Source organism: Rahnella sp. PD4, assembly GCF_049199325.1.
Taxonomy (GTDB): domain Bacteria; phylum Pseudomonadota; class Gammaproteobacteria; order Enterobacterales; family Enterobacteriaceae; genus Rahnella; species Rahnella perminowiae.
Genome location: NZ_JBLZQF010000003.1, coordinates 570,221 through 596,324, shown reverse-complemented (window position 1 = coordinate 596,324; position 26,104 = coordinate 570,221). Strand labels below are relative to the sequence as shown.

The 26,104-nt window shown below is 50.5% G+C and carries 24 protein-coding genes and 1 other RNA gene; 13 read left to right on the top strand and 12 right to left on the bottom strand.

Going from position 1 to position 26,104, the window contains the following annotated elements; all coding sequences use genetic code 11:
• The first annotated feature begins 4 nt into the window (after positions 1-4).
• The 3 genes from acrB (at position 5) to ykgO (ending at position 3,693) form a co-directional block, all read left to right on the top strand.
• Positions 5-3,157: a multidrug efflux RND transporter permease subunit AcrB gene (acrB, locus tag ACOZIO_RS11630; protein ID WP_129952815.1), complete on the top strand. Its 3,153-nt coding sequence runs from the start codon at positions 5-7 to the stop codon at positions 3,155-3,157.
• A gap of 119 nt (positions 3,158-3,276) precedes the next feature.
• The gene (locus ACOZIO_RS11625) at positions 3,277-3,531 is read left to right on the top strand and encodes a type B 50S ribosomal protein L31 (RefSeq protein WP_120506405.1); all 255 of its coding nucleotides are present in this window, start codon (positions 3,277-3,279) and stop codon (positions 3,529-3,531) included.
• Between the two features lie 21 nt (positions 3,532-3,552).
• Positions 3,553-3,693 (top strand): type B 50S ribosomal protein L36, encoded by a 141-nt coding sequence (ykgO, locus tag ACOZIO_RS11620; RefSeq protein ID WP_013576611.1) that lies wholly within the window; start codon positions 3,553-3,555, stop codon positions 3,691-3,693.
• A 122-nt stretch (positions 3,694-3,815) separates the two neighbouring features.
• Here the strand turns inward: ykgO and ACOZIO_RS11615 are convergent, their stop codons facing one another.
• From ACOZIO_RS11615 to ACOZIO_RS11605, 3 genes are read right to left on the bottom strand one after another with little or no spacing between them, the layout of a single operon-like run.
• A complete protein-coding gene (locus tag ACOZIO_RS11615; protein ID WP_129992124.1) occupies positions 3,816-4,694 on the bottom strand; it encodes a metal ABC transporter substrate-binding protein in 879 nt (292 codons plus the stop codon).
• 28 nt (positions 4,695-4,722) lie between these two features.
• Entirely contained in the window at positions 4,723-5,580 is an 858-nt protein-coding gene (locus ACOZIO_RS11610; RefSeq protein WP_129992077.1) for a metal ABC transporter permease, read from the bottom strand.
• Complete coding sequence (locus tag ACOZIO_RS11605; protein WP_421595295.1) at positions 5,577-6,305, bottom strand: metal ABC transporter ATP-binding protein; 729 nt, start codon at positions 6,303-6,305, stop codon at positions 5,577-5,579. Before ACOZIO_RS11605 ends, ACOZIO_RS11610 begins: the two co-directional genes overlap by 4 nt.
• 380 nt (positions 6,306-6,685) lie before the next feature.
• On the opposite strand from ACOZIO_RS11605, the gene ACOZIO_RS11600 reads away from it, so the two are divergent.
• The 3 genes from ACOZIO_RS11600 to ACOZIO_RS11590 all read left to right on the top strand — a co-directional run bounded on the left by ACOZIO_RS11600 (position 6,686) and on the right by ACOZIO_RS11590 (position 7,888).
• Positions 6,686-7,039, top strand: coding sequence for a hypothetical protein (locus ACOZIO_RS11600; RefSeq protein WP_421595286.1), 354 nt, complete (start codon positions 6,686-6,688; stop codon positions 7,037-7,039).
• Between the two features lie 231 nt (positions 7,040-7,270).
• A complete protein-coding gene (gene tomB / locus ACOZIO_RS11595; RefSeq protein ID WP_129952820.1) occupies positions 7,271-7,639 on the top strand; it encodes an Hha toxicity modulator TomB in 369 nt (122 codons plus the stop codon).
• Positions 7,640-7,684: 45 nt separating this feature from the next.
• Positions 7,685-7,888: an HHA domain-containing protein gene (locus tag ACOZIO_RS11590; protein ID WP_013576617.1), complete on the top strand. Its 204-nt coding sequence runs from the start codon at positions 7,685-7,687 to the stop codon at positions 7,886-7,888.
• Positions 7,889-7,963: 75 nt separating this feature from the next.
• On the opposite strand, the gene ACOZIO_RS11585 is transcribed toward ACOZIO_RS11590, so the two are convergent.
• A complete protein-coding gene (locus ACOZIO_RS11585; RefSeq protein WP_240782839.1) occupies positions 7,964-8,923 on the bottom strand; it encodes a LysR family transcriptional regulator in 960 nt (319 codons plus the stop codon).
• A 136-nt stretch (positions 8,924-9,059) separates the two neighbouring features.
• Here ACOZIO_RS11585 and ACOZIO_RS11580 point away from each other — a divergent pair, with 136 nt between their 5' ends.
• A complete protein-coding gene (locus tag ACOZIO_RS11580; RefSeq protein WP_377424269.1) occupies positions 9,060-10,847 on the top strand; it encodes an adenine deaminase in 1,788 nt (595 codons plus the stop codon).
• A 74-nt stretch (positions 10,848-10,921) separates the two neighbouring features.
• Positions 10,922-12,271: an NCS2 family permease gene (locus tag ACOZIO_RS11575; RefSeq protein WP_421595285.1), complete on the top strand. Its 1,350-nt coding sequence runs from the start codon at positions 10,922-10,924 to the stop codon at positions 12,269-12,271.
• A gap of 127 nt (positions 12,272-12,398) precedes the next feature.
• On the opposite strand, the gene ffs is transcribed toward ACOZIO_RS11575, so the two are convergent.
• An RNA gene (gene ffs / locus ACOZIO_RS11570) (signal recognition particle sRNA small type) lies at positions 12,399-12,495 on the bottom strand.
• Between the two features lie 192 nt (positions 12,496-12,687).
• Here ffs and ACOZIO_RS11565 point away from each other — a divergent pair.
• Positions 12,688-12,996 (top strand): MGMT family protein, encoded by a 309-nt coding sequence (locus ACOZIO_RS11565; protein WP_129952824.1) that lies wholly within the window; start codon positions 12,688-12,690, stop codon positions 12,994-12,996.
• A 70-nt stretch (positions 12,997-13,066) separates the two neighbouring features.
• Here ACOZIO_RS11565 and ACOZIO_RS11560 read toward each other — a convergent pair whose 3' ends face one another.
• Complete coding sequence (locus tag ACOZIO_RS11560; RefSeq protein WP_421595284.1) at positions 13,067-13,648, bottom strand: YbaY family lipoprotein; 582 nt, start codon at positions 13,646-13,648, stop codon at positions 13,067-13,069.
• A gap of 269 nt (positions 13,649-13,917) precedes the next feature.
• On the opposite strand from ACOZIO_RS11560, the gene tesB reads away from it, so the two are divergent.
• Entirely contained in the window at positions 13,918-14,784 is an 867-nt protein-coding gene (tesB, locus tag ACOZIO_RS11555; RefSeq protein WP_129992082.1) for an acyl-CoA thioesterase II, read from the top strand.
• 151 nt (positions 14,785-14,935) lie between these two features.
• Here the strand turns inward: tesB and amtB are convergent, their stop codons facing one another.
• The 5 genes from amtB to ACOZIO_RS11530 form a co-directional block, all read right to left on the bottom strand.
• The gene (gene amtB / locus ACOZIO_RS11550) at positions 14,936-16,225 is read right to left on the bottom strand and encodes an ammonium transporter AmtB (RefSeq protein ID WP_015698311.1); all 1,290 of its coding nucleotides are present in this window, start codon (positions 16,223-16,225) and stop codon (positions 14,936-14,938) included.
• 85 nt (positions 16,226-16,310) lie between these two features.
• Positions 16,311-16,649 carry a P-II family nitrogen regulator gene (glnK, locus tag ACOZIO_RS11545; protein WP_009639071.1) on the bottom strand — a complete coding sequence of 113 codons (339 nt, stop codon included), beginning with the start codon at positions 16,647-16,649 and terminating at the stop codon, positions 16,311-16,313.
• Positions 16,650-16,990: 341 nt separating this feature from the next.
• The gene (locus tag ACOZIO_RS11540; protein ID WP_238485910.1) at positions 16,991-18,823 is read right to left on the bottom strand and encodes a SmdB family multidrug efflux ABC transporter permease/ATP-binding protein; all 1,833 of its coding nucleotides are present in this window, start codon (positions 18,821-18,823) and stop codon (positions 16,991-16,993) included.
• Positions 18,783-20,555, bottom strand: coding sequence for a SmdA family multidrug ABC transporter permease/ATP-binding protein (locus ACOZIO_RS11535; RefSeq protein ID WP_421595283.1), 1,773 nt, complete (start codon positions 20,553-20,555; stop codon positions 18,783-18,785). Before ACOZIO_RS11535 ends, ACOZIO_RS11540 begins: the two co-directional genes overlap by 41 nt.
• A gap of 136 nt (positions 20,556-20,691) precedes the next feature.
• Positions 20,692-21,147 (bottom strand): Lrp/AsnC family transcriptional regulator, encoded by a 456-nt coding sequence (locus ACOZIO_RS11530; RefSeq protein ID WP_217220238.1) that lies wholly within the window; start codon positions 21,145-21,147, stop codon positions 20,692-20,694.
• Positions 21,148-21,267: 120 nt separating this feature from the next.
• Here ACOZIO_RS11530 and ACOZIO_RS11525 point away from each other — a divergent pair, with 120 nt between their 5' ends.
• Positions 21,268-22,311 (top strand): PLP-dependent cysteine synthase family protein, encoded by a 1,044-nt coding sequence (locus ACOZIO_RS11525; protein WP_129952830.1) that lies wholly within the window; start codon positions 21,268-21,270, stop codon positions 22,309-22,311.
• Between the two features lie 172 nt (positions 22,312-22,483).
• Here the strand turns inward: ACOZIO_RS11525 and cof are convergent, their stop codons facing one another.
• The gene (gene cof / locus ACOZIO_RS11520; RefSeq protein ID WP_217158691.1) at positions 22,484-23,302 is read right to left on the bottom strand and encodes an HMP-PP phosphatase; all 819 of its coding nucleotides are present in this window, start codon (positions 23,300-23,302) and stop codon (positions 22,484-22,486) included.
• Positions 23,303-23,494: 192 nt separating this feature from the next.
• On the opposite strand from cof, the gene ACOZIO_RS11515 reads away from it, so the two are divergent.
• Together ACOZIO_RS11515 and queC are read left to right on the top strand one after the other, a co-directional pair.
• Positions 23,495-25,207 (top strand): SgrR family transcriptional regulator, encoded by a 1,713-nt coding sequence (locus ACOZIO_RS11515; RefSeq protein ID WP_421595282.1) that lies wholly within the window; start codon positions 23,495-23,497, stop codon positions 25,205-25,207.
• Between the two features lie 109 nt (positions 25,208-25,316).
• Positions 25,317-26,015: a 7-cyano-7-deazaguanine synthase QueC gene (queC, locus tag ACOZIO_RS11510; RefSeq protein WP_129952833.1), complete on the top strand. Its 699-nt coding sequence runs from the start codon at positions 25,317-25,319 to the stop codon at positions 26,013-26,015.
• Positions 26,016-26,104: the final 89 nt, after the last annotated feature.

The following is a 26,104-nucleotide window of genomic DNA, read 5'->3' as shown; positions in this document are numbered from 1 at the left end:
ATTCATGGCTAAGTTTTTTATAGATCGTCCCATCTTTGCATGGGTGATTGCGATCATCATCATGTTGGCCGGGGGATTGGCAATTCTTAAATTGCCGATTGCACAGTATCCAACCGTTGCGCCACCGGCTATCCAGCTGACCGCAACTTACCCGGGCGCGGATGCGCAGACGGTACAGGATACCGTCACTCAGGTTATTGAACAGAACATGAACGGTATCGACAACATGATGTACATGTCGTCGACGAGTGACTCGTCCGGTACTGTTCAGATTACCCTGACTTTTGCTTCCGGTACTGATGCGGATATCGCACAGGTACAGGTGCAAAACAAACTGCAGCTCGCAACGCCGTTGCTGCCGCAGGAAGTTCAGCAACAGGGTATCTCCGTTGAGAAATCGAGCAGTAGCTTCCTGATGGTTGCCGGCTTTATTTCTAACAATGGTTCAATGACTCAGGATGATATTGCCGACTACGTCGGTTCCAACGTCAAGGACCCTATCAGCCGTACCGCCGGTGTGGGTGACGTTCAGCTGTTCGGTGCTCAGTACGCAATGCGTATCTGGATGGATCCGAACAAGCTGAACAACTTCCAGCTGACGCCGGTTGATGTCATCAATGCCATTAAAGTCCAGAACAACCAGATTGCTGCCGGTCAGTTAGGCGGTACGCCACCGGTTCCGGGACAGCAACTGAACTCTTCTATCGTGGCTCAGACACGTCTGAAATCACCGGATGAATTCGGCAAAATTATCCTGAAAGTGAATCAGGACGGTTCTCAGGTTCGCCTGAAAGATGTGGCAAAAATTGAACTCGGTGGTGAAAACTACGACGTTATTGCCCGCTTCAACGGACAGCCGGCTTCAGGTCTGGGGATTAAACTGGCGACCGGTGCTAACGCCCTGGATACTGCAGCGTCTGTGAAAGCTACGCTGGCTAAACTGGAGCCATTCTTCCCGTCTGGCTTGCAAGTTGTTTATCCGTACGACACCACGCCGTTCGTTAAAATCTCGATTAAAGAAGTGGGTAAAACGCTGTTCGAGGCCATCGTCCTGGTATTCCTGGTGATGTTCCTGTTCCTGCAAAACTTCCGTGCAACCCTGATCCCAACGATCGCGGTCCCGGTGGTCTTGCTGGGTACCTTTGCCATTCTGGCAGCGTTCGGTTACTCGATAAACACCCTGACGATGTTCGGGATGGTGCTCGCGATAGGCTTGCTCGTCGATGACGCCATCGTCGTGGTCGAAAACGTCGAACGTGTCATGGTCGAAGAAGGTTTGCCACCAAAAGAAGCCACCAAAAAATCCATGGAACAGATCCAGGGAGCGTTGGTCGGGATCGCGATGGTGCTGTCTGCCGTATTCATCCCGATGGCCTTCTTCGGCGGTTCAACCGGTGTTATTTATCGCCAGTTCTCCATCACCATCGTTTCTGCCATGGTGCTGTCGGTTCTGGTGGCGATGATCCTGACGCCTGCGCTTTGTGCGACCATGCTCAAACCGGTCGCTAAAGGTGAGCATCACGAGAAGAAAGGTTTCTTCGGCTGGTTCAACAAAAAATTCGAGCAAAGTACGCACCACTACACCGACAGCGTGGGTAACATTCTGCGCAGCACCGGTCGTTATCTGGTGATTTATCTGCTGATCGTTGTCGGCATGGCATTCCTGTTTATCCGCCTGCCAACCTCCTTCCTGCCGGAAGAAGACCAGGGTGTATTCCTGACCATGGCGCAGTTGCCAGCAGGTGCAACCCAGGAACGTACACAGAAAGTGCTCGATGAAGTCAGCAACTACTACCTGACGAAAGAAAAAGCTAACGTGAATTCCGTGTTTACGGTTAACGGCTTCGGTTTTGCAGGTCGTGGACAGAACACCGGTATCGCGTTTGTCAGTCTGAAAGACTGGTCAGAACGTAGCGGCGCTGAAAACAAAGTTCCTGCCATTGCAGGCCGTGCAATGGGCGCATTCAGCACCATTAAAGATGCACTGGTGTTCCCGTTCAACTTACCGGCTATTGTTGAGTTAGGTACGGCGACAGGCTTCGACTTCCAGCTGATTGACCAGGCTAACCTTGGGCATGACAAACTGACGCAGGCACGTAACCAGTTGTTGGGCATGGTTGCTCAACACCCTGACTTGCTGACTCAGGTTCGTCCAAATGGTCTGGAAGATACGCCACAGTTCAAAATCGAAATTGATCAGGAAAAAGCAACGGCACTTGGCGTTTCTATCTCCGACATCAACACCACATTGGGTGCTTCGATTGGTGGTAGCTACGTCAACGACTTCATCGACCGTGGTCGTGTGAAGAAAGTGTATGTGCAAGCTGAAAATAAATACCGTATGTTGCCTTCGGACATTAACAATCTGTATGTCCGTGGCAGCGCTGGACAGATGGTACCGTTCTCCGCTTTCTCAAGTGCGAAATGGGAATACGGCTCACCGCGTCTTGAACGTTATAACGGTTTGCCATCAATGGAAATTCTGGGCCAGCCAGCGCCGGGCAAAAGTTCGGGTGCTGCCATGGCAATGATGGAGTCTCTGGCTTCTAAATTGCCAAACGGTATCGGCTATGACTGGACCGGCCTGTCTTATCAGGAACGTCTGTCAGGTAACCAGGCTCCGGCCTTGTATGCTATCTCTCTGATCGTCGTATTCTTGTGTCTGGCAGCATTGTACGAAAGCTGGTCAATACCGTTCTCGGTCATGCTGGTGGTTCCGCTCGGTGTTGTGGGTGCACTTCTGGCAGCGACAATGCGTGGTTTGAGCAACGACGTATACTTCCAGGTGGGCCTGCTGACTACCATCGGGCTGTCCGCGAAGAACGCCATATTGATTGTTGAGTTCGCCAAAGATCTGATGGATAAAGAAGGCAAGGGCCTTATCGAATCAACGCTTGAAGCGGTTCGTATGCGTTTGCGTCCGATTCTGATGACTTCCCTGGCGTTCATCCTCGGTGTTATGCCGCTGGTTATCAGCTCTGGTGCAGGTTCCGGTTCTCAGAATGCTGTAGGTACCGGCGTTATGGGCGGGATGATCACAGCCACTCTGCTGGCGATCTTCTTTGTTCCGGTCTTCTTCGTGGTGGTTCGCCGCCGCTTTGGTAAGAAGAATGAGAATACCGAACATACCCACAAAGTAGAGCATCCGACGCTATAACCGGATATCTACTCTGAAAAGGCCGCTTATGCGGCCTTTTTTTCGCCCCTAAGACTTGAACCTTAAACCTGATGAGTGCATAATTTATGTTATAGTATAACATTACATAAAGAGGCATCATGAAACCCACTATCCATCCTGCATATCGCACCGTGGTTTTTCACGACACCAGTGCTGACGAATACTTCAAAGTCGGCTCTACCATATCAACGGACCGCACCATTGAACTGGAAGGGGCAACCTACCCGTATATCACGATTGAAGTGTCTTCAGCCTCTCACCCTTACTACACCGGTAAGCAGAAAGAGTATTCCAAGGAAGGCAGCACCGCGCGGTTCAACCAACGTTTCGGTAGCTTCCTCGGTAAAAAATAAAATTACATCAGGGAAATCGTTATGCAGGTTCTGAGTTCATTACGTTCAGCAAAAAATCGTCATCCGGATTGTCGCGTTGTTCGCCGTAAAGGCAGGGTTTATGTGATTTGCAAAAGCAATCCACGTTTTAAAGCTGTACAGGGTAAGAAGAAAAAACGTTAACAACGCCTCTTCATGCCCATGGTTGCTCAATAAAAAAGCCCCGCCGCTTGCCCGGCGGGGCTTTTCTTATGCTAAGACATGATGTAAACCTCCCCACCGTATTGCGGTGAGGAGGAAAGATCTTATTTCATGCTGGCCACAATCGTTTCAACATTATGCTTAAATGCCTTCACGTACGTTGTCGCGGGTCCCTGCGGACCGGACAATGCTTCTGGGTACAACTCACCGCCGGGTACAGCCCCGCTGGCTGCAGCGATCTGCTTAACCAGTCGCGGGTCGGTCTGATTTTCGATGAAGTAAGTTTTCACTTTCTCCGCTTTAATCTGCTTAATCAGAGAAGCCACTCCGCTGGCACTGGCTTCAGCTTCAGTAGAAAATCCAACAGGCGCCATAAAGCTGACATGATATTCCTGACCAAAATATCCGAAGGCATCATGGCTGGTCAGCACTTTACGTTTTGACTGCGGAATACCGGCAAATTCAGTTTTTGCCCACGCATCCAGCTTTTGCAATTGTTCAATATAGGCAGCGCCGCGCTGACGGAAATAATCCGCATCTTCCGGATCCGCTTTGATCAGTGCATTCATCACGTTAGTGGCATAAATCACGCCATTTGCCATACTGTTCCAGGCGTGTGGATCGGTGATCTGCTTACCGTCTTCTTCCATTTTACGGGAATTTACGCCTTTCGATGCTGTCACCAGATGCCCCTTATAACCCGACGCCGTCACCAGGCGATCGATCCACCCTTCCAGCCCCAGGCCGCTGACAAACACGACATCAGACGCATTGATCGCTTTGCTGTCTTTGGGTGAAGGTTCAAAGCTGTGCGGATCACCGTCCGGCCCGACTAACGTCGTGACTTTCACATGATCACCTCCGACTTCCTGCACGATATTCCCAAGAATTGAAAAACTGGCTACCGCATCGATGGTTTTCGCCATTGCCAGCGGGCTCGACAGCAGGGCAGCTACTGCGAGTGATACAGGTAATACTTTCATCATGTCCCCTTAATTGTGGTACTGCTGCTTAATTTCGCGAAGCTGTTAACATCCCGCCCCGCTTTCCAAATAAAACCGAAATAAAGAAGATAACCGTTGCACTCAGGACAATCGCGGGCCCGGCGGGCAGCGAGGCATAATAAGACCAGATAAGGCCTACGGCGCTGGCAATCACACCAATGATCATCGCACTCAGTAAGGTATGAGGAAGGTCACGGGCCCAGAAACGGGCACTGGCAGCAGGTAACATCATCAGCCCCACAGACATCAGAGTGCCGAGGATCTGGAAACCCGCCACCAGATTGAGTACCACCAGCGCCAGGAAAATGCCGTGGATTGCTGCCAGCCATTTCCCGGCACTGACGCGCAGAAACAGCGAATCAAATGACTCAATGACCAGTGCGCGGTAGATGCATGCCAGTACAACTAAAGAGAGGCTGGTGATAATGCCGACCATGATCATGGCGGAGGAATCGATGGCAAGAATTGAGCCGAACAGCACATGTAAAAGGTCAACGCTCGAGCCGCGCAGGGAAACCAGCGTGACCCCAAGCGCCAGAGAGCCAAGATAGAAGCCAGCGAAACTGGCGTCTTCTTTTAATTGCGTACGGCGGCTCACCAGTCCGGACAACATCGCAACAGCAAGACCTGCGATAAAACCGCCAATCCCCATAGCGACCAGCGACATTCCCGAGAGCAGATAGCCAATCGCCGCGCCAGGCAAGACAGCATGCGACAGTGCATCTCCCACCAGACTCATCCGGCGTAATAACAGGAAAACACCCAATGGCGTGGCGCTGATTGATAATGCGATACAAGCAATTAAAGCCCGGCGCATAAAGCCGAATTCAATAAAAGGGTCAGCAAGCAAATGAAAAAGCATCATGAATTCGCGACTCCCGTCGTCAGGGAGAAAGGTTCTGTCGAAATGCAGGCATGTGCCTGATGAGGGAAATGCCCGAGGACATCCGGCGTGCTTCCCCATAAATTCTGCTGCGCACTGAGATAAAGCACATGTGGAAAGTGCCGGGCAACCATCGAAATATCATGCAAAACCGCAATGACAGTTTTGCCTTCCCGATGCCATTGCGCGATAACTTTTAGCAGTAAATCAGTGGCTTGAGTGTCGATACCCGTGAACGGTTCATCGAGCATAATGAGAGGTGCCTGTTGAACCAGTAAGCGGGCAAACAACGTACGTTGTAATTGCCCGCCGGAAAGCAATCCTACAGGCAGGTGCGACATTTCCTTCATGCCCACCGTATGCAGTGCATTATCGACGGCTGTCGCTGACTGTCGGTTTATGCCACCGAATAGCCCGCTTTGCGGCCAACATCCCATTGCAACCAGGTCAAATACACTGATAGGGAAACCGCGATCCAACTCAGCCTGCTGCGGTAAATACGCCAGCCGGGGACGTTTCCCGCCAGTAAAAGTAATATTCCCTGCAACAGCCTGCTGCAAACCGGCCAGTGTTTTGAGAAAGGTGGATTTTCCTGCACCGTTGGCACCGATAACTGCCGTCAGGGAGCCAGAACAGAACTGTCCGTTTAGCGGCATGGCTACTGCCAGACGGTCATACCCCACTTCGACATTGTTAACAAAAATCATGGTAATGAAATTGCCCAGTAGATAGCTGCCCATAAAACAGCGAGCACAGCCAGTACAACAATGCAGCGTACCGGCGAAGAAAGTGTAAACAGTGTTTTTGTCATGCGCCCTCCGAAAAGTTATAATATAACATCACAATAGAGCTTCGGTATCAATACAGCAACTGTTTCAGTTTTTTACGGGTACAGATGCAACCGGAGATCTTCGAAGGACGAGGCCCCCGAGTGTAAAAAAAAAGTAAAAAATGATGAGCGAGTTGCAATCCACTTTATAATCAGCAGGTTATGGAATTTTTCTTTAGAATTTTTTTTCTTCCCTCAAAACACATCCTGAGGAAAGTATGCGATAATGAAAAGGAATACGGTTAAGAGGTAAACGCCTTGAAGATACTAATCCCTTACCTTATTAAGGGGAACGTTCTGACGGTTGACGAGTTACAGCAGATTATTGAGCCTGCTTTATCTGAAATTGAAGAGCCTCTAATTGGAGATTTAACTTACTTTTCAGAAAATGCACGTTATGAAACAAATTCTTTGCAGATTGTGTCAATAATGGAAATTGGCAAAAACTATTATTCAATGACTTACCAGTTCAAATGGACGATTTTCAATGCTTGTCTGGACATTAATGCTGATGAGTTAACGAAGCAAAGCGTCGCATTCCAGGTTAAACCTGACGGACTGGAGTTTGATATTATTGATTGTCTCAAAGGCTCCGCTTCCGAAGAATTGTAAGTTTGAGTAATACGTTTGCACAGCTTTCTAAAAATGAATTATATTTAAAATACCGGCTATATAATAAAATCCTTTAAACCTCATCCCGAAGACAGCTCATTGTGATTGTCTTTGATGTTTAAGCCAGTTCATAGCGTTTTTAGTGAGAGCCGTTTCCTGTAAGCCATTAAGTTTTGTTGTTTACTCACAGAGTGTTATCAACACCGAATAAACCATTACGGAGGGGATGATATGGATGAGTACTCGCCTAAGCGGCACGATATCGCTCAGTTACGCTACCTGAATGAAATGCTGTACGATGAAGGGATTGCAACACTGGGTGACAGCCATCATGGCTGGGTTAATGATCCGACTTCGGCCGTTAACCTACAGCTCAATGAACTGATTGAGCACATTGCATCCTTTGTGATGAGTTTTAAAATTAAGTATCCGGCTGATAACCATTTAAGTGATCTGGTTGAAGAGTATCTGGATGATACCTACACCCTGTTCAGCAATTATGGAATTAACGATTCTGATTTGCGTCAATGGCAAAAGACCAAGAAGCGCTTATTCAGAATGTTCTCAGGGGACTACATCTGTACCCTAATGAAGACTTGAGTAATAATTTATATGCAGTCATCAGATAAAAATCAAAAGGCTAAGATGAACAAAATCGACTATTTGATGCGTTTAAGAAAATGCACCACAATCGATACACTCGAACGTGTTATTGAGAAAAATAAGTATGAACTTTCCGACGACGAACTGGAATTGTTTTACTCGGCAGCTGACCATCGTTTAGCGGAGCTAACGATGAACAAACTGTACGATAAAATTCCGGTATCAGTCTGGAAATTTGTACGCTGATCTATAACGCCAGGCCGTAATATCTTCCGGCCTGGCCGCTTAATATTTAACCAAAATAACGTTAATATTCTTTAACTATATCTGCGGGTTAAGGTGTTCCGCTTTCTCGTTGATCTGACGATGAAATGTCCGTAATAGAAACTGAAAACATTCTTCTGTTTTGGGTGAACGTAATGGTGCAGGTTTACGCATCATTGCCACCGTTCTGCTTAATGTGGGTTGCTGCAAGTGAATCACCGTTAATTCATTATCGTTGAGTGTTGCAGTATATAACTCTGGTAATATTGCTAATGCCAGACGCGAACGAACCAGCCCATATAATGTCTCCTGAAAATCCACGCGATAACTGACCCGTAAATTCAGACGATGGCTCTCACTCAGTGATGTCACCAGCCTGCTGACATTCCCCTTTGAAAACAAAGCAATATCTCTTTTCAGCAGTTGCCGCCAGGGAATATTGTGGCCTTGAGAAAGCGGATCATCTCGTCTGATAACGGCCACAAAAGGATCTTCCAGCAATGGGTAGACTACCAGGGATTCCGGCACGGTACTGTCGGTTGCACCGATACCAAAATCCACCGAGCCGTTCTCCAGTTCCAGCAATAGTGCGTCGTTTGTGAGGTCATGGAATTCAACACGCATATCAGGGAAATATTCTGCCAGTAATTGCGGAACGACCGGAAATAATAACGTGCTGACCGAAGGCACCAATCCTATGCGTAATGTGCCATCCCCGCCCTGAAGCATAATTTGCTGCATATCGTCGAAAACGCTAAGTGCAGTATTCAATAAGCGTTCTGCATAAGGCAAAACGGCTTCCCCCTGCTCTGTCAGACTCACACCTTGTGCCGTCCGGTTAAGTAATTTCCCGCCTAATACGGATTCAATTTGACGAAGCGCGCTGCTCAGTGCGGGCTGACTTATCGCCAGACGATTTGCCGTATCGGTGAAACTGCGCAGTTGCGCCAGCGTCACAAAGTATTGAATTTGCTTGAGGGAAAGGGCCGGCAACCGGCGCCAGGGTTCAGACATAATGAGCAGCTCTTCCGCTAAAAATAGTAAACGTTTGCTCAGCATAACCGCATCTTATAAACGGATAAAATAATTCATCTGTGCAAAGCCCCTGCCGCTCCCTACATTAACTTCATCTTGTTTAAATCCGGAAACTGATATGACCGACAGCATCGCCTCCCGCCCTCTGCGACAGAGGGCAATAAACGCTGCACTGGGGAAGATCCCTTTTGACCGCCTGCTGATTAACGCCCAAGTCATCGACATGGTCACAGGAGAGATCCGCGAAGCCGATGTCGGTATCACCGGAAATATGATTGCCAGCGTCCATCCGCGGGGGAAATTCTCGCAGACTGAAAATGTCGATGATTTATCAGGAAATTATCTCTCCCCCGGCCTTATCGATACGCATGTTCACATCGAAAGCTCTCATTTACCACCGGAAAAGTATGCAGAAATCGTCGTTGCTCAGGGCACAACAACAGTGTTTTGGGATCCGCATGAACTGGCGAATGTACTGGGTGTTGCCGGTGTACAGTACGCCGTCCGGTCCAGCCGTAATCTGCCATTACGTGTGATATGTGCTGCTCCCTCCAGCGTGCCGTCAACGCCGGGCTTAGAGATGTCCGGCGCAGATTTCAGAGGCCAGGAAATGCAGACAATGCTTAGCTGGCCGGAAATTGCCGGTGTGGCCGAAGTGATGGATATGTATGGCGTGCTCAATGGCAGCGAGCGAATGCTGGAAATTCTTGAGGCGGGATTAAACAGTGGGAAACTCATTGAAGGCCACGCCCGCGGCCTTAAAGACGAACAATTACAGGCGTATCTGGCTGCGGGTGTGACATCCGATCATGAACTGACTTCAGCTGAAGATGCGCTGGAAAAGCTGCGTGCTGGCCTGACACTGCAAATTCGCGGCTCACATCCTTATCTTCTGCCCGATATCGCCGCAGCTTTGCTGGCACTTCCCCACCTTTCATCGCAGATAACACTGTGTACTGATGATGTTCCACCCGATCACTTGCTGGAAAAAGGCGGGCTGATTGCCTTAATCAGGCTTCTGATTTCACACGGGTTACGTGCGGAAGATGTACTGAGGATGGCAACATTCAATGCAGCGATCCGCATGCAACGTTCAGATTTAGGCCTTATTGCCGCAGGACGTACGGCAGATATTATCGCGTTTGATTCGCTGGATACTCTGCATCCGTGCGCGGTGTACGTTGCGGGTAGCTGCGTTGCCAGACAAGGCAAACTGTTATCTACCCCTTCGGCAGCCCGCGACGTGACACCTCCGCGCAATACTATGCGGCTAAGTGCCTTAAGCGCCGATGATTTCCAACTGAAAATTCCGGGTCTGAACAACGGTAAAGCGCGTCTGCGCAATATTAAAGGCGCGCGCTTTACACAATGGAGTGAAGTGACCGTGAATGTGAGGAACGGTGTCGTGCAGATACCCGACGATTTCAGCCTGATTTGGGTACAGCACCGGCATGGCCGCCACGAGGCCACACCGAAAATGGCATTACTCGAAGGCTGGGGAGCTTTGCGCGGCGCCATTGCGACTTCTTACTCGCATGACTCCCATAATCTGGTGGTTATCGGCCGGGATCCTGCTGATATGGTGGTAGCAGCCAATCAACTGATTGCCAGCGGAGGCGGTATGGCCCTCAGTCAGCATGGGAAATTACTGGCAAGCATCGATATGCCGATTGGCGGCATGCTGTCTGATTTACCGGCTCCAGAATTAGCGAAGCAGTTTAAAAACCTGCGCGACCTCAGCGCACAGGTCGCCGACTGGGAACCCCCTTATCGCGTTTTCAAAGCTATCGAAGGGACATGTCTCGCCTGTAATGCCGGCCCGCATCTGACCGATTTAGGACTTACAGATGGCGGATTACGTGAAATCGTCGATCCGGTTCTGGAAATCTGGCCAGAAGAAATCTGAAGCAGAAAACCACTACACGTCAAAAAGACAGCAAACACAATAATATAAATGATTGTTTTCAGGGGTATTTAAGCATGTCCGAAAGTTCTGTGAAAAATGTTACCGTCTCAGCTGACGAAAGCTGGTTACAACGCCGTTTCCATCTGCGTCAGCGCGGGACCAAAATTAAAACGGAATGTCTGGCAGGTATCACCGGTTTCCTGGCGGCAGCGTATTTACTGGTGGTGATCCCAGGCTTACTGGCGGTCAGCGGTATGGATAAAGGTGCAGCCACCACCGGTGTGATCCTGGTGTTTGTGCTGGGTTCTCTGCTGATGGCCTTTTACGCCAACCTGCCTTTTATGGTCGGGCCTGGCATTGGCGGCTCGGTACTGGTGGGTATTACGCTGGCGGGCGACGGCATTACCTGGCCCGTCGCACTGGGTATTGCATGCTGGTCGGGGGTTTTATTTTTCGTGATGACAGTGTTTGGTTTGCGTGAAGTGGTCACCCGTTCTGTTCCGCAGTCGATCAAACTTGGACTGACCGCTTCTATTGGCATTTTTGTCGCCCTGCTCGGCTTCCGCAATGCCGGACTGGTCATGGCAAATGCCAAAACGCATGCACTGGCTTTAGGAGATTTTACCGCGCCGGGTGCCTTAATCGCGCTTCTTGGTCTGCTGGTCGCCGTGGGCTTACAGGCCCGAAAAGTACCCGGTGCTATTTTGTGGGCCATTTTGCTGGCGACGGTGGCTGGCATACCGTTTGGTGTAACACATTTACCTGAACAATGGATCTCTGTACCACATTCTGTGGCTCCGCTGCTGGGCAAAGTCGATCTTACCGGTGCCATCAACATCGCCTTCCTGCCATTCCTGTTTATCTTTTTCGCCTCAGAATTCTTCTCGACAATGGGCACCACACTGGCTGTTGGCGGTGAAGCCGGGTTGCTCGATGAGCGCGGCAATATGAAACATATCAACCGGCCTTTCATGGTGGATTCCATTGCGGCGGCGCTGGGCCCGATCGTCGGTATTCCTGCCGCCACCGCACTGATCGAGTCCTCTGCAGCGGCTGAAGCAGGCGGAAAAACTGGCCTGACCGCGCTGGCTGCAGCCATGATGTTTCTGCTGATGCTGTTATTTACCCCCATTGCGCTGATGATCCCGAAAGAGGCGACCGCTCCGGCGCTGATTCTGATTGGCCTGAACATGTTCAGTAATTTACGAAAAGTGGACTTAGCGAATTTTACCGACGCGCTGCCAGTACTGATGATGGTGATGATTACGCTGATTTCCAACAGCTTCGGTACAGGTATCGCCGGCGGATTGCTGTTTTACGTCAGCATTAAGGTCGTTGCCGGCAAGGCACGTGAGGTACCGATGAGCCTTTATATTCTGGCGATCCCGCTGGTCTATTATTTTGCGACGCTGGTACATCACTGACCCTAACGAATCAAACAGAGGGTGCGTGAAAACGTGCCCTTTTTTACGGGCGCAGCCTGGCTTTACGGATGTTTAAGAAGAAATGAGGAAGATAAGAAGAATCGGTAGACACCTGAAATGGTGGAGGCCCTGCCAGCTACATCCCGGCACACACGACACCTGCCATGGCTGCTTCCTTCCGGACCTGACCAAGTTGACAAGTTAGCGTTGCGGGAGAACCAACAGGGCCCCCATTGACGTTGTCGGCTTCATTTCTCTGCTAAGAGAATTGAAGCGACGGGCATTATCTGCGATGCCCGAGGCAAAAGCAAGTTAACCGCCGACAACCGTTGTTTTCTTAAACGATATGCCTAAATCAGAGCCAACAATGCCTTAATTTTTGCGTCATACTGGCGCAAATCACCGAGGAGGATGTCATGTCGGAACCCGATAACTTTCGCCAGCGCGTATTTCAGATTATCGCCGCCATTCCGGTCGGGCAAGTTACAACTTACGGTAACGTCGCACAACTGGCCGGTTCACCGCGTGCAGCGCGGCAGGTCGGCGGCGTACTCAAGAAGCTGCCGGAAGGCAGCACCCTTCCCTGGCATCGGGTGATTAACCGGCACGGCGAAATATCCCTGCAGGGCGAAGACTTTAAGCGTCAACGTCAGGCACTGCTGGCAGAAGGCATTACCTTTAAGCAAGGCAAAGTGGATTTAGAGAAATATGGCTGGAAATGGTGATGTTGCGTTCACTAAACCATCTTACAGATAAGCACCGCCGGAGCGGTGCTTAGCCATCACAAGTCATGAATCAATAGGTCATGGGTTGCGCGGGTGCCGAACTTACCGGTGCCGGTGACGTGCCCAGCCGCGGATTTGACGGGTTGCTCATTGGCCCCAAAGTGCTCGGTTTAGTCGCGACAGGTACGGCGACAACAGGGACAAGTTGCAGATCAGCACGTGTACCCTGACCATGGTTAATCACTTCTTTAATGGAATCAGTGATGAAGGTCATCTGACCATTGATGGTTACCGCTGCACTCAGAAGAATACGGGCGTCAGGAGCAATTTCCTGCGGGTTATATGGCAGGATGAAGGTAAACGGAGCCTGTTTCCCTTGCGTTCTTGCTACTTTTTGCGAAATCACCCGGGATGGCGCATCCGCCACCGAAGCATCAGACAATGTCACCGTCAGGACAGCATCCGGTGGCAAAGCAACACGCTGATTGATGAACACACTACCCGATACATTCGGGCCGGTGATCGCAGGTTGAGTGACCGGACTGGCCGCCGTATTCACAGGAGGTTGCTGCGCTGGTGCCTCATGATGCTGTGCACATCCGGCAAGAGTCAGAGACAGCGCGGTTCCACCTACTATCTGCCAAAGTTTCATTGATCGTACTCCCTTTTTATAGTCGCTTGTCGACAAGCCGTAATAAGCGCCGACGATGAATGTAGTGACTTTAACCAGCTTACCTATTAATCATGGCACAAGAATCTGAGGTTTTCCTGTTAACGGCCAAACAGATCTTCTGGCAAAACGGAAGATCCACTATGATTAACAGGTTAGACCTGTCGGTGAAGGCGTATTTCAGAAGATTCCTGCCTGCATTACCCCGAACAACTGAGGTCGATTTCTCTGGTTACTTTCATGAGGCCACTATGAGTCAGGCATTAAAAAATCTGCTGGATCTGCTCGATCTGGAAAAAATTGAAGAAGGGTTGTTCCGTGGCCAAAGTGAAGATTTAGGCTTACGTCAGGTCTTTGGCGGTCAGGTGGTCGGACAGGCATTGTATGCCGCCAAGCAGACTGTCCCGGCGGAGCGGGGTATCCATTCTTTCCACAGCTATTTTTTGCGCCCAGGCGACAGCAGTAAGCCCATCATCTATGACGTGGAAATCCTGCGCGATGGCAACAGCTTCAGTGCACGCCGTGTAAAAGCCGTACAGCATGGAAAACCGATTTTCTATATGACAGCGTCGTTTCAGAGCCAGGAAAGTGGCTTTGAGCATCAGAACGCCATGCCGGATGTACCACCACCGGAAACGCTGGTATCAGAATCCGATATTGCTAAAAATCTGGCGCATCTGATACCGGAAAAATTCCGCGAAAAATTTATCGGCCATAAGCCTATTGAAATGCGTCCGGTGAAGTTTCATAACCCGCTGAAAGGAAGCGTCGAAGAACCTAACCGTGCCGTGTGGTTCCGGGCCAACGGTGAGATGCCAGATGATTTGCGAATTCATCAGTATTTGCTGGGCTATGCATCTGACTTCAATTTCCTGCCTACGGCGCTGCAACCTCATGGCATTGGCTTCCTTGAACCGGGAATGCAGGTCGCGACCATCGACCATTCGATGTGGTTCCACCGTCCGTTCCGCATGGATGACTGGTTGCTGTATGCCGTTGAAAGTACTTCTGCTTCCGGTGCGCGCGGTTTTGTGCGTGGGCAGTTTTATACCCGCGATGGCGTTCTGGTCGCCTCTACGGTCCAGGAAGGCGTTATTCGTCAGCGAAAGCCTGAATAATCTTTATTAAAAAACGTCCTGTGAAAATGGCGCATTAAAAAGGGGCGATATCACTATCGCCCCTTTTGCATATCATCATTATTTTATTGTTCTGTACTGCTTAATGAGAGAGTTAGCGCACTACTTTCTCTGAAATCAGATTACTACTGGCTTATTGGTTGTAAGCATTTTCACCGTGGCTGTTAACATCCAGACCTTCACGTTCCTGCTCTTCAGGAACACGCAGACCTACAATCATATCAGCCACTTTGTAACCGATGAAGGCCACAACACCGGACCACACCAAGGTCACGCATACGCTGAAGAACTGCACCCACACCTGATGGCCCATGGTCACGCCTTCTGCATAACCTACGCCGCCCAGGGAACTGGAAGTGAACACGCCAGTCAGCAGGCAACCTACGATACCGCACACGCCGTGAACACCGAATACGTCACAGGTGTCATCAACACGCAGCCATTTTTTCAGGGTAACCACACCCCACAGGCCAGTGATACCACCGACCAGACCGATGATCAAAGCACCGCCAACGCCCACCGTACCACATGCCGGCGTGATAGCGACCAGACCCGCGATAGCACCAGAGCTTGCGCCCAGCAGTGAAGGCTTACCACGTACCATCCACTCAACCAGCGTCCAGGACAGGATTGCGCCAGCGGTAGCAATTACCGTGTTCAGGAAAGCCAGTGCGGCAACAGAACTTGCGGCACTTGCTGAACCCGCGTTGAAGCCGAACCAGCCCACGTAGAGGATTGAGGCACCCGTGAAGACCATTGGCAGGTTGTGTGGTTTGAAAGCTTCCTTACCAAAACCGGCACGTTTACCGAGCAGATACGCTCCCACCAGGCCTGCAATTGCGGCGTTAATGTGGACAACAGTACCACCGGCAAAGTCCAGCGCACCATCAGCAGCCAGGAAACCGCCTGCCCACACCATATGAGCCATCGGGATGTAAGAGAAAGTCAGCCAGATCACCGTGAAAATCAGAACCGCTGAAAAACGTACACGCTCAGCGATACCGCCCACGATCAGCGCCACCGTGATACAGGCAAATGAGCACTGGAATGCAACATGAATCATCTGCGAGAAGGTGCCTGTCACAGAATCCAGTCCAATGCCTTTCATCATGACGTTGCTGAAACCACCGAAGAACGCATTACCTTCGCTGAAAGCAAGGCTGTAGCCGTAGAGGATCCACAGAACGCAGACCAGAGCAAAGGTGACAATAACCTGAGTCAGCATGGACAAAACGTTTTTCGAACGCAGTAAGCCGCCGTAGAACAACGCTACGCCAGGTACGGTCATGAACAATACCAGCGCAGTACAAATCATCATAAAGGCATTATCAGCGCCGTTTGCCGCTGCTGGTGCTGCCGCCATGGCCAGCGAAGGCAGCAAAGCCACTGCACCAAGCCCCATCATGGATAAAAGTTTTTTCATTATTAACCCACCCCTGTTTCTCAAAACTGTTTTTTCTCATCTGATTTATCTCAAACCGATTGGTGTGAGAGAAAAGAACCTGAAATCACAGTGCTGCTTCGTCGGTTTCACCGGTACGAATACGGATAACACGTTGCAACTCAGCAACGAAAATTTTGCCATCACCGATCTTGCCGGTGTAGGCCGCTTTGCTGATCACGTCGATCACTTCATCAAGCTGATCGTCAGCGATAGCAATGTCGATTTTTACTTTTGGTAGGAAGTTCACGCTGTATTCCGCGCCACGGTAAAGTTCTGCATGACCTTTCTGACGGCCAAAACCTTTAACTTCCGTTACGGTCAGCCCCTGAATTCCAACAGCAGACAGCGCTTCACGCACGTCTTCCAGCTTAAAAGGTTTGATCACCACAGTAACCAGCTTCATTGTGCCACTCCTCGAATTAAGGGCCTGCCGTGAGAGGATTCACGCCCGATACGGATTGAATAAAGCAAAGGGTGTGCCAGAGTTGAAATTGGTCACAGATTCATGCAATTCCCACGTAATACGGCATTTTCAGAATAATCGTGACCCTGCGCACAGTTGCCAAATCCTGTTCAGCACAGCAGCGCTCGCACCATTTAAGTGCTCATCGCTGCTTTTTAGTGCATCCGGATTGATAAAAAGGTTTTGCCTGCATGAATACAGTGCGGGGAAAGCTAAAAACGGGAAAAGAAAACCGGGGAAAAAAGATAGCCGGTACCGCGGAGGACGGCACCGGCATAAGATTATGCGTTTTCTGTTGCGGGTGTAATCTGTCCGGCAGAAGCCAATTGCTGCCCGGCAAGTTGCAACTGATACATCTGATAATACCGGCCTTTTTCTGCCAGCAGCTGCAAGTGATTACCCTGCTCAACGGCTTGTCCGCGGTGCAATACCAAAATATTATCGGCATCTACGATCGTTGAAAGCCGGTGTGCAATAACCACAAGTGTAGTCTGCTGACGGATAGCCCGTAATGCGCGCTGAATTGCCTGCTCTGTGCCGGAGTCAATATTGGCCGTTGCCTCGTCAAGGATCAGAATTTCCGGTGCCTGCACCAAAACGCGCGCCATCGCCAGTAATTGCTTCTGCCCTACAGAAAGATTATTGCCCTGTTCTCCCAGACGCGTATTGATACCTTCGGGCATTTCGCGCACCAGCGGTGAGAGCTGGACAATGTCCAGCGCATGCCAAACCTGTGCTTCATCAATATCACGGCCTAACGTGACATTGGCAAATACGGACTCTGCCAGAACGACCGGATCCTGTTGCACCATCGCAATACCTTTACGCAGGCTGGTGTGCGATAAATCGGCGAGGTTACGCCCGTCAACCCGGATCTCACCTTTGTTTAGCGGATAATAGCCCATCAGCAGATTTGCCAGCGTGCTTTTACCGCTGCCGGTATGCCCGACCAACGCGACAAATCCGCGTGATGGGACGTGCAAAGAAATGTTTTCCAGCACCCATTTATCCGGCAGATAAGCAAAGCTGACGTCTTTGATATCAATCTCACCGCTGGTCAGCAATTTATCATCGGGTCCATACTGCTGCTGCGTCCTGTCCATCAAATCAAAGATACGCTCACCGGCAACCACTGCCTGCTGCATAATCGATTGCTGTGAGGTCAGTTCAATCAGAGGCTCGTTGAGCCGTCCGAGATAATTAATGAAGGCGTATAAAACACCAACGCCCACAGAGCCCTCTGCGCTGAATCCAAAGAGAATGAGCAGACCACATAAAATTAACGAGGAGAATAAACTGAGCAAAGGACGCAACAGGAATCCTTCCAACCGCAGCGTTTGCATACGGGCCATATAGTGCGACTGACTGGCGCGGGCAAGCCGTTCCCCGAATCTTTTCTGCTGGCGGAACTGCTGAATGACATTCATACCGTTGATGACTTCATTGAAACCATCATTAATATCCGCCAGGTAAGCACGTACTTTGCGCACCACCGGCGTACTGTAAATCTGGTACAACCCCATCACAACAAACACGGCCGGGAAGATACAAATCGCCACCGATGCCAGACGCCAGTCGAGACTGAACATCGCCACCAGCATTGCCCCAATCAGGGCAATACTGCGCAAGACTGTCGATACCACAGTCACATACAAATCACGGATAACTTCCGTGTCGTTTGTCACGCGGGAAATCAGCTGACCTACAGGTTGAGTATCGAATGCACTCAGCGGCTGCCGTAGTGCAGCATCCATAACTTCGGTGCGCAGGCGCTGAACGACACCCACCGCAGCACGGTTGAACAACAGTGCCTGAAAATAATGCAGGCTTGCCGCCAGGAATTGCAGGAAAAGAAAGCTTAACGCGAGCAAACTAACCTTCCCCCACGGCATCTCACCTTTAGCCACGTAATGATCAATAAAGAAGCTGATTAAGATAGGGCCGGTCACTTCCGCTGCAGCGGCAATCCATAGCATCAGCACCGCATAAGACAGCGGTGTAGTGTAGGGTTTTCCGTATTTTAACAGGCGCTTTAGCGTTGGCCAAAGCTTCTGAATTTTAATTATTTTTTGTTCAGCCACGGTGTTCCGGCTCCTTTTCCTGCGGCACATCATCCAGCGCGGCTTCTAATTGCTGATAACGGAACATATCGCGGTACCAGCCGGGTTCTGCAGCAAGCTGATCATGATTGCCACGCTGTGAAATACTCCCCTGACTGAACACCAAAATTTCACTGGCTTCGGTCAGTGCTGAAAGACGATGAGCACTGATGATCACCGTACGGTCACTGCCCCACTGGCGAAGATTGTGCAGGATCTGGTGCTCTGTCCGGCCATCAACGGCGGATAAAGCATCATCAAGGATCAGAATTTCAGCTTTGAGGAGCAGTGCACGTGCAATCGAAATACGCTGCTTCTGACCACCGGAAAGCATGACGCCACGCTCGCCGACTTCAGTGTCATATCCCTGAGGCAATCGCAGAATATCGTCATGAACGCTGGCGAGACGCGCGGCTCCTTCAATCTCTTCCTGCGTGGCATCAGGTCTTCCGAGCGCGATATTCTGCGCGACAGTGTCTGAAAACAGGAAAGGCGTTTGGCTGACAACAGCCAGACGGGCACGCCAGTCATCAAGCTGAATTTCTTTAAGGGATAATCCGTGATAACGCACATCCCCGTCAGTGACATCGAACTGGCGCTGAAGGAGTGCCAACAGCGTGCTTTTACCGGAACCTGTCGGACCGCATAGCCCCAGCATTTGCCCAGGTTGCAGGGAAAAATTGACCGACGTTAACGCAGCGTGGCTATTTTCCGGATAATGGAAATCAGTGATGCGGGCTTCCAGCACCGCACGCTCTGCCGGTAGGGGGATGATGCCATCCACAACAGAGGGGGCTTCCTGCAACAGGCTACGAATACGACTGTAAGCCGCACTGCCACGTTCGACGATGTTAAACATCCAGGCGAGCGCAAGCATCGGCCAGATCATCAGGCCAAGGTACATGACAAAGCTGGTGAGTTCACCCAGCGTCAGGTGACCATTAACGACCATCCAGCTACCGCCGCCGATGGCCAGCAGATTTGCCATGCCGATAGAAACATAAATGGTCGGATCAAAGCGGGCATCAACGCGCGCGACACGCATATTTTTTGCACCGGTATCCGCAGCCACGTCAGCAAACTGCGATGACTGATGATTCTCCAGGCCAAAAGCTTTGATCATGCGGATACTGGTCAGGCTTTCCTGCGCCTGATCGTTAAGCGAGGAAAACGCAGCTTGTGCAGTCTTGAAGCGGGAATGAAGTTGGTCGCCATAGCGCTTGATGATGATGGCCATTACCGGCATCGGCACCAGCGAGAGTAATGTCAGTTCCCAGCTGATCTGGGTTGCCATAACGATAAGTACCGCCAACCCCATGACCAGAGAATCCACCAGCGTCAGTACGCCCTCCCCCGCAGCGAACACCACACGGTCGACGTCATTCGTAGCACGTGCAATTAAATCGCCCGTGCGATGGCGCAGATAAAAAGCAGGATGCTGGCGACTCAGCTGACGAAAAAAGTCCTGCCGCAGTTCAACTGCAAGCTGATAAGACGCGCCAAAGAGCAGCACACGCCAGACATAACGCAGCAGGTAGACCACAACAGCCGTACCCAGCATCAGGCCAAGCCACGCAAAAAGCATGCTGTAAGACATTTGTTTTGACGTAACACCATCGATAATGACCCCCACCAGTTTTGGCGGCAGTAATTGCAGAACGGCGATAATGACCAGTAAGGCGACGGCTCCCAGATACCGGCGCCATTCACGCCGGAAGTACCAGCCCAGTTGTGCAAACAATCTCACGCAGCATTTTCCATACAAATAATAATGATTTTATTGAGTTAAACCGGCAGCCGAACTCCCCGTTTCCTCTTCAGGCCGACAAGGATACCAGAGTTAACAAGTGTTTCTGATGAAACTTTTTACTGCAACTTTTGCATTAAATCGGCAATGCAGTGGTCGATTTTATGCGCTCCATCGCAAAACTTGAGGTCACATCGTTCAGTCCTGGAATGCCATTCACAAGTCGCTTGTAAAAGTTATCGTAGCTTTTCATATCGGAGACCTGAACCTGCAGCAGGTAATCGTATTCGCCCGCCATCCGGTAAAAACCCAGCACCTCCGGAAACGCTTCGACTTGCTGAACAAATCGCTGATACCACTCGCTGTTGTGATGCTGCGTCTTAATCAGCACAAATGCCGTCAGGCTCAGCCCCAGTTTCTCACCATCGAGCAACGCCACTTTCCCGCAAATAATCCCTTCATCTTCAAGACGCTTTATTCTTTTCCAGCAAGGGGTGGTCGTGAGATTGACGGCCTCCGCCAGTGTGTTGAGAGAAAGGGTGCAATCCTTCTGTAGCAACGATAAAAGTGTGCGGTCAGTTTTATCTATCATTTCGCTCTCCCGGAGAAATATTTTCTCTCAATAAGGGTATTCATGGCAAAAAGAGTAACTTATTTCTCTAATGATTACGTTATTCTTTATCTTATCAAAACTTACTTACGAGCCTGCAACATGCGTAATTCCTGGGTCAATCACGCCATCAGAGAAATCGACGCCGATTATCAGCGTTCAGCCGACACACATTTAATCCGTCTCGCACTGAATGATTTTCCCGGAATTTCGTTGTATCTGAAGGATGAAAGCACGCACCCTTCCGGCAGCCTGAAGCACCGTCTGGCTCGCTCATTATTTTTATATGGCCTGTGTAATGGCTGGATCCGCGAGAATACACCGATTATTGAAGCATCTTCGGGCAGTACCGCCATCTCCGAAGCCTATTTCGCGCGTCTTCTGGGCCTGCCCTTTATTGCCGTGATGCCCGCCTGTACCGCCCCGCGCAAAATTCAACAAATTGAGTTTTATGGCGGCCGCTGTCATTTTGTCGAAAACTCCGGTCAGATTTATGCTGCCTCGGAGCAGCTCGCGAAAGAACTGAACGGCCATTACATGGATCAGTTTACCTACGCGGAGCGGGCCACTGACTGGCGCGGCAACAATAATATTGCAGACAGTATTTTTCGTCAGATGTCCTGCGAACCACATCCGGTGCCGCGTTATCTGGTAATGAGCGCCGGCACCGGCGGAACGTCCGCAACACTTGGCCGCTACATCCGTTATCGGGGGCACGATACCGAACTGGTGGTGGTGGATCCGGAAAACTCTGTCTTTTACGATTATTTTCAGCAACGTGACGCCAGCGTTAATGCACAATGCAGCAGTCGCATTGAAGGTATTGGGCGCCCGCGTGCCGAACCCTCATTTATTCCTGACGTCATTGACAGCATGATGCGAGTGCCTGATGCCGCAAGCATTGCTGCCGTCCGCTGGCTTGAGCAGGTACTGGGGAGAAAAGTCGGCGGCTCGACTGGCACCAATATGTGGGGAGTATTGCAACTGGCAAAACACATGCGAGAGAAAGGCGAAACCGGTTCGATCGTTACCCTGCTTTGCGACAGCGGCGAACGTTATCTTAATACCTATTTTGATAATCACTGGGTAGAGAATAATATCGGTGATATTTCGGTTTATGCGGCACAACTGGAAGGACTTAACTAATATTTATCAAAAATAATTCGCGTTGCAGGCAGGCGGCAAATGTGTGAATCCCAATGAACATACATCAGTAAATGATTCGGGTGAGCAAACGCAGCCAACGCCTTTGCAGCTTGAAGTATGACGGAAAAAAGCCGGGACAGTTAAAGTGAACCCGGCTTGCTGCAATACCTTATTATTCGGGGGAATAGGTGAGGTGTGGAGTCTGCAGCCAGTGTTGCAAAAAGTGAGACACAGCCTGATTACGGCAATGTCCGATAATTTGTAAATGAGGGGCTCGTTCCTTCAGCACAGGCAAGGCGTTACCCATGATCAGCCCCATCCCGACACTTTCCAGCATTTCCTTGTCGTTCATGGCATCGCCGAATGCCATGCATTCTGACATATCGATACCCAGACCAGCAGTAAGAAGCGCCAGAGCGCTGCCTTTATTGCTCCCTGCTGGCTGCACATCCAGACAGTCTGCCGCTGAAAAACACAGGTCAAGGCGCGGGCCGAAATGCGCTTCAAGTTGCGGTACCAGCGCCAGCAGGGTTTCGTGCGGTGCGCAGAAACAAACTTTGCTGTTGCCGGAGTCAGGTAATAAACGCAGATCCTGTAACTGGTAGCGAAAGCCGCTGAACTGATGCGGGATCAGTAAATCCGGATCATCCAGAGCAGTAAACCAACCGTCATCACGGAATACATGCAAGCTGGCAGGCGTGTCCCATTGCGTATGTAAAAGCTCATGCGCACAATCTTCGGACAAGTCACTGGCATGCAGCCGGTGCCCGGATAAGTCATGAATGCGCGTGCCGTTTCCGGTGATCAGAAAACCTTCAAGCCCGATATTCGCCAGAATATCTTTCATTTCGAGATAATGACGGCCAGTCGCAAACGTCAGTTTTATTGGCTTTTCGGCCAGCTGTCGTAGCGTCGCCAGCGTTTTTTCGCCCAGCGTGTGATCAGGTAAAAGCAGTGTGCCATCCATATCAAATGCAGCTAAACGGAACATATTTTCTCTCAGAAAGGGAATGATTTTCACCGTCAAAGTATGGACTGCGATTTGCGGAACTAATAGTGAACAGTTTGTGAATACTGTTCCGGTTTTAGTTCACACTTTGGCTCTTCACTGCAAGCCAGGGCATCATAGGTGCGATAGGCTGAACAGATTATTTAATCTGAAAAATAAGGCTTCCTGTTTATCGTGCGCCTGCAAAACCGGCTAAATCAGTTCCAGCGTTTATACCTGAAGACCGGACAACATCCGGTTCAGTTTACCGTGGCAGAACTGGCAGAGGTATTCTGCTGCAGTGAACGGCATACCCGTACACTGTTGGCACATTTTCAGGATGCGGGCTGGATTGACTGGCAATCGCAAGCCGGCCGCGGGAAACGCGCCTCGCTCTGTTGCCTGAGAACACCTGAAGATCTGCGGGGAGCCTATCTGCAGGCACTGCTGAAAAATGGCGAACATTCGGCCGCATTGCAACTTAGTCAGTTGGATCCGAGCCATCTCAATGCATTGCTCGCACCGCATTTGGGCGGACAATGGCAGGAGGATGCGCCCACACTGCGCATTCCTTACTATCGCCCTCTCCAGCCGCTGGATCCACTGACACTGACCGGTCGCGCTGAGCAGCATCTTGCCCATACTATTCATGCAGGGCTGACGCGTTTTATTCCGGGAAATTCAACCCCTCAGCCCGATCTTGCTCATCACTGGCAACTCAGTAATAACGGCAAAACCTGGCAGTTTTTCCTGCGCAGCCAGTTGTTCTGGCATAACGGTGAACCCCTTAAAACGGCGCAATTGATGGCGCGTTTTGAACAACTGAGAAATTCGCCGCGCGGTAAACATAATCTGGCATCCGTGAGCAAATTGTCACAGCCGCACGCACTGTGCCTGCAGTTTGAACTCGATAAACCTGATTACTGGCTGGCGCACCGGTTTGCCGACCTGAACTGCTTGTTATCGCATCCTGATAACCCGCATATCGGTGCAGGCCCTTTTCGCCTGACTACCTTTTCGCCCGAACTTCTCAGGCTGGAACAACATACGTTGTACGCCTTGCAGCACCCTTATCTGGCAGCTATCGAATTTTGGATCACGCCGCAACTGTTTGCGCAGAAGAGCAACGTCAGTTGCCAGCATCCTGTGCGGATCATTTTGGGGGAACAGGATGAATTATCGCGTGTGAAACCCGTCAGACGCAGTACCAGCCTGGGATTTTGCTACATCGCTGCCAATCTTAAACGTGGCGTGTTAAATGAGGCTCAGGCACGTAAAATCGTCCGTATTATTCAGCGCAGCGGCATGCTGGATAATTTACCTATCGATCATGATCTGGTGAAAGCCAGCAAGGAAATGTTGCCTGGCTGGCCAATACCTTTGCACGATGATGCGGATGTTCCGCTGCCTGCAAAACTGACATTACTGTTTCACCCGCCGGTTGAATTCGAGCTGGTGGCGAAGGCGCTCCGGAAAAAGCTGGCGGAAGAAGGTTGTGCACTGGAGATTAAGTATCATGCCGGGCGACTATGGGAAGATGATGCACGGCTGGACTCGGCTGACCTGCTTCTCGGTGATCGCCTGATTGGCGAATCCCCTGATGCTTCACTGGAAAACTGGTTACAGCAAGATCCGCTCTGGCCGGGAATTCTGCGTGAAGAAGATTATGGCCGCCAGCAACAACGCCTTAGCGCTATCCAGCAAATTCCGCTGGAAAATCATCGCTCGGACGAACTGCGCGATCATTTTTTTCAATGGATGCAATCAGCCATCGTCACGCCATTGTTTAACTATCAGTATCAGGTCAGCGCACCACCGCGCATCAGCGGAGTGCAACTCACCGCATGGGGCTGGTTCGATTTTTGTCAGGCATGGGTTCCGCCGCCACTGCCAACGGAAAGTACCTGAAGGAGCTGTTTCACTACACTCTGAAGGGAAAGGAAAGTAACATTAGGGCAATTTTACTGCCCGGTGCGCAGTAGGTTTTAGATAATGGTTTTAACAACAGGTAATCTTAATGAAAAGAGCAGTGGTGGTTTTTAGCGGCGGACAAGATTCAACAACCTGCCTGATTCAGGCTCTGCAGCAATATGACGAAGTCCACTGCGTTACTTTCGATTATGGTCAGCGTCATCGTGCAGAAATTGAGATCGCACAAAAACTGTCTGTGGAACTGGGCGCTCGTGCCCACAAACTGCTGGATGTCGGTTTGTTAAACGAACTGGCTGTCAGCAGCCTGACCCGCGATAATATTCCGGTGCCAAACTTTAATGATGAAAGTAACGGCGGCCTGCCGAGTACATTCGTTCCCGGCCGGAATATCCTATTTCTGACACTGGCAGCCATTTATGCCTATCAGATCCAGGCAGAAGCGGTGATCACCGGTGTGTGTGAAACTGACTTCTCCGGTTATCCGGATTGTCGTGATGAATTTGTTAAGGCGCTGAATGCCGCCGTCTCACTGGGTCTGGCACGCGATGTTCGCTTCGAGACTCCGTTAATGTGGCTTAATAAAGCCGAAACCTGGGCACTGGCTGATTATTATCAGCAACTGGATCTGGTTCGCCATAAAACGTTAACCTGCTACAACGGCATTGCCGGTGATGGCTGCGGTGAGTGTGCAGCATGCCATTTGCGCGCCAATGGCTTGCAACAGTACATGCAGGATCAAGCGGGCGTGATGAGTAACATGAAGAATAAAACCGGGCTGCGCTAGTATTAGGGTTGTGGTGTTGCAGTGACTGACTTTCGGTAACGGGCGGCTTACAAACCGCCCGTCTGTTTGTTCTTTCCGCGCGGCAGTTA